Origin of the sequence: Pseudomonas sp. KCJK9016, assembly GCF_046231795.1 — a bacterium.
Classification (GTDB): domain Bacteria; phylum Pseudomonadota; class Gammaproteobacteria; order Pseudomonadales; family Pseudomonadaceae; genus Aquipseudomonas; species Aquipseudomonas bananamidigenes.
This window is the reverse complement of the sequence record NZ_JBJJMM010000001.1, coordinates 369117-375689: the sequence shown is the minus strand read 5'-3', so window position 1 is coordinate 375689 and position 6573 is coordinate 369117. Positions and strand designations below refer to the sequence as shown.

Annotated in this window: 6 protein-coding genes; 4 read left to right on the top strand and 2 right to left on the bottom strand. The window is 59.0% G+C overall.

The features are described from left to right. Positions 1-84: 84 nt before the first annotated feature. Positions 85-1578, bottom strand: coding sequence for a CoA-acylating methylmalonate-semialdehyde dehydrogenase (locus tag ACK6BI_RS01600; RefSeq protein ID WP_409315742.1), 1494 nt, complete (start codon positions 1576-1578; stop codon positions 85-87). A 77-nt stretch (positions 1579-1655) separates the two neighbouring features. After that, positions 1656-3005, bottom strand: a complete 1350-nt coding sequence (locus ACK6BI_RS01595; RefSeq protein WP_409315741.1) for an aspartate aminotransferase family protein — start codon at positions 3003-3005, stop codon at positions 1656-1658. A gap of 139 nt (positions 3006-3144) precedes the next feature. On the opposite strand from ACK6BI_RS01595, the gene ACK6BI_RS01590 reads away from it, so the two are divergent. From ACK6BI_RS01590 to ACK6BI_RS01575, 4 genes are all read left to right on the top strand, one after another. After that, a complete protein-coding gene (locus tag ACK6BI_RS01590) occupies positions 3145-4065 on the top strand; it encodes a LysR family transcriptional regulator (protein WP_409315740.1) in 921 nt (306 codons plus the stop codon). 95 nt (positions 4066-4160) lie between these two features. Further along, positions 4161-4811, top strand: a complete 651-nt coding sequence (locus ACK6BI_RS01585) for a TetR/AcrR family transcriptional regulator (protein ID WP_065261251.1) — start codon at positions 4161-4163, stop codon at positions 4809-4811. 7 nt (positions 4812-4818) lie between these two features. Next, positions 4819-5400 (top strand): IMPACT family protein, encoded by a 582-nt coding sequence (locus ACK6BI_RS01580; RefSeq protein ID WP_409315739.1) that lies wholly within the window; start codon positions 4819-4821, stop codon positions 5398-5400. A gap of 471 nt (positions 5401-5871) precedes the next feature. Next, entirely contained in the window at positions 5872-6564 is a 693-nt protein-coding gene (locus ACK6BI_RS01575) for an SDR family oxidoreductase (protein ID WP_409315738.1), read from the top strand. Positions 6565-6573 lie beyond the last annotated feature (9 nt).

Here is a 6573-nt window from a genome sequence, read left to right as displayed (position 1 = left end):
ATAAATCTGTCATATCGGTCAAAAAATCTTGAAAACGCGAAGGCCGACCTTAAAAGGTCGGCCTTCCTGCCATTGCCCCTCTGCTTACAAGCTAGGGAATGCGAATTGCGAAGCTTCGTGACTCGCACGCTGTGGCCAGCGCTGGGTGATCGCCTTGCGACGAGTGTAGAAACGCACACCATCAGGACCATAGGCGTGCAGGTCACCGAACAGCGAACGTTTCCAGCCGCCGAAGCTGTGGTAAGCCACCGGCACCGGCAGCGGTACGTTGACACCGACCATGCCGACTTCGATCTCGTCGCAGAACAGACGCGCCGCTTCACCGTCACGAGTGAAGATGCAGGTACCGTTGCCGTATTCATGATCATTGATCAGTTGCATCGCCTCTTCCAGGCTGTTCACACGAACGACGCACAGCACCGGCCCGAAGATCTCTTCTTTATAGATACGCATTTGCGGGGTGACGTTGTCGAACAGGCAGCCGCCCAGGAAGAAACCTTCCTCGTGACCGGCAACGCTCAGACCGCGGCCATCGACCACCAGGGTCGCACCCGCCGCCACGCCATCCTCGACATAACCGCTGACCTTGTCGCGAGCCTGACCGGTAACCAGCGGCCCCATGTCCAGACCGCAGGAGGTGCCGGCACCGATTTTCAGCGCCTTGATCTGTGGAACCAGTTTGGCCACCAGTGCATCCGCTACCTGATCGCCTACGCACACGGCCACCGAGATTGCCATGCAGCGCTCGCCGCAGGAACCGTAAGCCGCGCCCATCAGCGCACTGACGGCGTTATCCAGATCCGCATCCGGCATCAGCACCGCGTGGTTCTTCGCTCCGCCCAGCGCCTGCACGCGCTTGCCACGTTTGGTGCCTTCGGCATAGATGTATTCGGCAATCGGCGTCGAGCCCACAAAACTGAGCGCTTTGACTTCCGGCGCCTCGATCAGCGCATCCACCGCAGTTTTGTCACCGTGAACCACGCTCAGTACGCCTTTCGGCAGACCGGCTTCCAGCAGCAGTTGGGCGATCAGCAAAGTCGAGCTCGGATCACGCTCGGACGGTTTGAGGATGAAGCAGTTACCGCAGACGATCGCCAGCGGATACATCCACAACGGCACCATGGCCGGGAAGTTGAACGGCGTGATGCCAGCTACCACGCCCAGCGGCTGGAAATCGGACCATGCATCAATGTTCGGGCCGACGTTGCGGCTGTACTCGCCCTTGAGGATTTCCGGCGCCGCACAAGCGAACTCGACGTTCTCGATACCACGTTTCAATTCACCGGCAGCGTCTTCCAGGGTCTTGCCGTGTTCTTCGCTGATCAGTTGCGCAATGCGTGCTTCGTTCTGCTCAAGCAGTTGCTTGAAGCGGAACATCACCTGAGCGCGCTTGGCCGGTGGCGTGTTGCGCCAGGCCGGGAACGCAGCTTTGGCGACATCGATGGCTTTCTGGATGGTTTCCTGGCTGGCCAGTGGGAGCTTGTGGATCGCCTGGCCGGTGGACGGGTTGAACACATCGACTGCGCGACCGTTCTCGGTCACCAGTTCGCCATTGATCAAATGTGGGATAACACTCATCGGGAAACTCCTGAATTCTTGTGCACAGACGCCCGCAAGGGGCATCTGCCATTTGCATCTCTATATAGAAGGAAAAATCAGTCGAGCTTGTTCAGCACTTCGCCGACCGCGTCGAACAGACGATCGAGGTCTTGCGGTTTGCTGTTGAAGGTTGGGCCGAACTGCAGCGTGTCGCCTCCGAAGCGCACATAGAACCCGGCTTTCCACAATGCCATGCCGGCTTCGAACGGACGCACGATGGCGTCGCCGTCACGACCCGCGATCTGAATCGCACCGGCCAGGCCGTAGTTGCGAATGTCGATTACGTTCTTCGCACCTTTCAGACCATGCAGGGCATTTTCGAAATGCGGTGCGACTTCGGCCACGCTCTGTACCAGGTTTTCTTTTTGCAGCAGATCGAGTGCCGCCAGGCCTGCGGCGCAAGCCACCGGGTGCGCCGAGTAGGTGTAGCCGTGCGGGAATTCCACGGCGTATTCCGGGGTCGGCTGGTTCATGAAAGTCTGATAGACCTCGGAGCTGGCAATCACCGCGCCCATCGGGATCGCGCCATTGGTGACTTGCTTGGCGATGCACATCAGGTCCGGAGTCACACCGAAAGTAGTGGCGCCGAACATGGTGCCGGTGCGGCCGAAACCGGTAATCACTTCGTCAAATACCAACAGGATGTTGTGCTGATCGCAGATCTCGCGCAGACGCTTCAGATACCCCTGTGGCGGAACCAGTACCCCGGCGGAACCGGCCATAGGCTCGACGAACACCGCAGCGATGTTCGACGCATCGTGCAGTTCGATCAGCTTCAGCAGTTCATCGGCCAGGGCGATACCGCCCTGCTCCGGCATGCCACGGGAGAAGGCATTGCTCGCCAGCAGGGTGTGCGGCAGGTGATCGACATCCATCATTGCCTGACCAAACAGTTTGCGGTTGCCGTTGACGCCACCGAGGCTGGTGCCGGCGATGTTCACGCCGTGATAGCCACGGGCACGGCCGATCATCTTGGTCTTGGTTGGCTGGCCTTTCAGACGCCAGTAGGCACGGACCATTTTCACCGCGGTATCGGCGCACTCGGAGCCGGAATCAGTGAAGAACACGTGGTTCAGATTGCCTGGGGTCAGTTCGGTGATTTTTTCGGCCAGCTGGAACGACAGCGGATGACCGTACTGGAAGCCCGGCGAGTAATCGAGGGTGCCCAATTGTTTGGCCACGGCCTCCTGGATTTCCTTGCGGGTATGCCCGGCGCCGCAGGTCCACAGACCGGACAGCGAGTCGTACACCTTGCGGCCCTTGTCGTCGATCAGCCAGCTGCCTTCGGCACCGACGATCAGACGCGGGTCGCGCTGGAAGTTGCGGTTGGCGGTGTACGGCATCCAGTGCGCGTCCAGCTTCAGTTGGCTGGCCAGTGGCGACGACGCGTTTTCAGGCATGTTCATCGGGCAAAACCTCGCAGGGCAATAAGCTTCAGAGAGATAAAAGTCGTGGTTGCAGCTAAGTTGCCACGCCGATAAAGTCGGTGAAATCCAACTTTTCTAACCTTCAGTTAGAACCTTGCTAAACAATGAGAACAACAAGATGAGCAGCCGCCGCCCCGACCCATTGGCCCAGGTCAGTGACTTCGACATTCGCCTGCTGCGGATTTTTCGCAGCGTCGTGGAATGCGGAGGCTTTTCTGCGGCGGAAACCGTGCTCGGCATCGGCCGTTCGGCCATCAGCCAGCAAATGAGCGATCTGGAACAACGCCTCGGCCTGCGTCTTTGCCAGCGTGGACGTGCCGGTTTTTCCCTGACCGAAGAGGGCCGCGAGGTCTATCAGTCGGCCCTGCAGTTGTTGAGCGCTCTGGAAAGTTTCCGCACCGAGGTCAACGGTCTGCACCAACACTTGCGCGGCGAGTTAATCATCGGCCTGACCGACAACCTCGTCACCCTGCCCCACATGCGCATCACCCATGCACTGGCACAATTGAAGGAGCGTGGGCCGGACGTGCAGATCCAGATCCGCATGATCGCCCCCAACGAAGTCGAGCAAGGGGTGCTCGACGGCCGTCTGCACGTCGGCGTGGTGCCCCAGGCCAGTGCGCTGTCGGGACTGGAATATCAGCCGCTGTACAGTGAACGCTCGCTGCTCTACTGCGCAGTCGGCCATCCCTTGTTTTATGTCGATGACAAACAACTGGATGACGAACGCCTGAACAGTCAGGACGCCATCGCCCCGACTTTTCGTTTGCCGGCGGAAATCCAGGCCCACTATCAAGCACTCAATTGCACTGCCAGCGCTTCCGATCGGGAAGGCATGGCATTTCTGATTCTGACCGGGCGCTACATCGGGTATCTGCCGGATCATTACGCCAGTCTCTGGGTGCAACAAGGTCGCCTGCGCGCACTCAAGGCCAGTGCCCGCTTCTATGACTTGAGCCTGGCCTCGGTCACCCGCAAGGGCCGGCGTCCGCATCTGGTGCTGGAAAGCTTTCTCGAAAGCCTGGCCGCCACGCGCTGATGACCGGCGTTTTAGTGCCCGGGACTTGTCCCGGGACGATGGTTGCGCTATCAACGCAACTGGTTGCACCCCACAGACAAACCCCGGAAGTGCCTATGACCTTCGAAGTCCCAGCCCACGGTGGAAAACCCGCCAGCCGCATTCGTCAGAAGAACGAAGAGACCATCATCAAAGCCGCCGAAGACGAGTTTGCCCGTCACGGGTTCAAAGGCACCAGCATGAACACCATCGCCACCAAAGCCGGGTTGCCCAAGGCGAATCTGCATTACTACTTCACCAACAAGCTCGGGTTGTACGTGGCGGTGCTGAGCAACATCCTCGAGCTGTGGGACAGCACTTTCAACACCCTGACGGCCGAGGACGATCCCGCCGAAGCGCTGACCCGCTACATCCGCGCCAAAATGGAGTTTTCCCGCCGGCAGCCACAAGCGTCGCGAATCTTTGCGATGGAAGTGATCAGCGGCGGCGAGTGCCTGACCGAATATTTCAATCAGGACTACCGCGCATGGTTTCAGGGCCGCGCCGCGGTGTTCCAGGCCTGGATCGATGCGGGCAAGATGGACCCGGTGGATCCGGTGCACCTGATCTTCCTGTTGTGGGGCAGCACTCAGCATTATGCCGACTTCGCCACACAAATCTGCCGGGTGACCGGTCGCAGCAAATTGACCAGACAAGACATGGAAGACGCCGGCAACAACCTGGTCCGCATCATTCTCAAAGGCTGCGGCCTCACTCCTTCTCTATAAGACATTTATGCCATTTACCCTCAGCGGCGTTTGCGAGCATCGCGAAGAGATTCGCAAAAGCCGTTTCATCACCTTCGCCGCCCCGATCGGCAGCCCCGCCGACGCGCAAACCTTCTTCGAGCAGCACAGCGACTTGAACGCGTCGCACAATTGCTGGGCATGGAAACTCGGCGACCAGTACCGCAGCAATGATGACGGGGAGCCTGGCGGGACCGCCGGGCGACCGATTCTTGCGGCCATCGAGGCGCAGGACTGCGATCAGGTCGCGGTGCTGGTGATCCGCTGGTACGGCGGCATTCAACTGGGCACCGGCGGTTTGGCCCGGGCCTATGGCGGCGGCGCGAACAAGTGCCTGCAAGCCGCGCCGAAAATCGAATTGATCAGCCGTGTGCCCCTGCGCTGTGCCTGCGCATTTGCCGAACTGGCGTTGGTGAAATTGCGGGTGACGGATCTCGGCGGACTGGTGGTAGAGGAAAACTTCACGGCAAACGGGGTCGAGCTGCAGTTGGCGGTGGGCGAAGCGCAGATCCCGTTGCTGCAAAATCAGCTGGCCGATCTCAGTCGCGGACGCATTCTGCTTCAACGCTGAGCAACTGCAATATTTCCGGGTACGAGCCGATTCGCTTATTCCACAGAGTTGCCCACATCACCTGTGCATCCGACTGTGGATAACCTGAGCACACACCGCTGTAACCCTTCTGTCACGTGGCTTTGCGCGATTTGTACACTTTTCGCCCAACGCACATGAAAAAAGTTTAATTCCAAGTAAAAACAATCAGTTAGATCTGTTTATCGCCATTGGAAGATAACATTGGTTCGCTTATGCCAAGGTTTTCTGATTGCACACAAATACTGTGGAGCAACCTGTGGATAACCCGTTCATGACTTGCGCCGTCGCAGGCTCCGCTTAGCCCCGTCCGACTTGCTCGTTTTTTAACCAGAATTTCATGAACGAAATTGATGTCCACATTGTCCCTGCTCCGAAATTCAAGGAGCCACCACGTTAAAGCCTGGAGTATGCTCAGGGGTCAAACACTTTCGAGAGGTCCTTGATCCCGTCATGTCACTTAGTCCTGCAAAGCACGCACTGATCATCGGCGCCTCCCGGGGCCTGGGCCTGGGGCTGGTGAAAACCCTGCTGGCCGACGGCTGGCAAGTCACCGCCACGGTTCGCAATCCTTCGAATGCCGAGGCGCTGAAAGCGCTGGGTAATGTACAGATCGAAAAGCTCGACATGGACGACCAGCAGGCCGTGATCGCCCTGAGCCAGCAGCTCAAGGGCGAGACCTTCGACCTGCTGTTCGTCAACGCCGGTGTCAAGGGCCCTGAAGTCCAGACCCCGGGCGGCGCGACGCTGGCGGAGGTCGGCCAGCTGTTCTTCACCAACGCAGTGGCGCCGATCAATCTGGCCCAGCGTTTCGTCGGGCAGATCCGCGATGGCAGCGGCGTGCTGGCATTCATGAGTTCGGTGCTGGGCAGCGTGACCATGCCCGACGCGCCGGAACTGGCGCTGTACAAGGCCAGTAAAGCGGCACTGAATTCGATGACCAACAGTTTCGTCACTCAGTTGGGCGAGCAGAAACTCACGGTACTGTCACTGCACCCGGGCTGGGTGAAAACCGACATGGGCGGCGAAGGTGCCGACATTGATGTGGAGACCAGCACCCGTGGGCTGGTGGATCAGGTGGACGCATTTGCCGGTAAGGGCGGCCATCATTTCGTGAACTACAAGGGTGAAACCATCCCCTGGTAAACACTGAAC

Bases quoted from the DNA above. Each gene is read 5' to 3' on its own strand.
- ACK6BI_RS01590 (WP_409315740.1), top strand. From the start codon at position 3,145: ATGAGCAGCCGCCGCCCCGACCCATTGGCCCAGGTCAGTGACTTCGAC.
- ACK6BI_RS01595 (WP_409315741.1), bottom strand. From the start codon at position 3,005: ATGAACATGCCTGAAAACGCGTCGTCGCCACTGGCCAGCCAACTGAAG.
- ACK6BI_RS01575 (WP_409315738.1), top strand. From the start codon at position 5,872: ATGTCACTTAGTCCTGCAAAGCACGCACTGATCATCGGCGCCTCCCGG.
- ACK6BI_RS01600 (WP_409315742.1), bottom strand. From the start codon at position 1,578: ATGAGTGTTATCCCACATTTGATCAATGGCGAACTGGTGACCGAGAAC.
- ACK6BI_RS01580 (WP_409315739.1), top strand. From the start codon at position 4,819: ATGCCATTTACCCTCAGCGGCGTTTGCGAGCATCGCGAAGAGATTCGC.
- ACK6BI_RS01585 (WP_065261251.1), top strand. From the start codon at position 4,161: ATGACCTTCGAAGTCCCAGCCCACGGTGGAAAACCCGCCAGCCGCATT.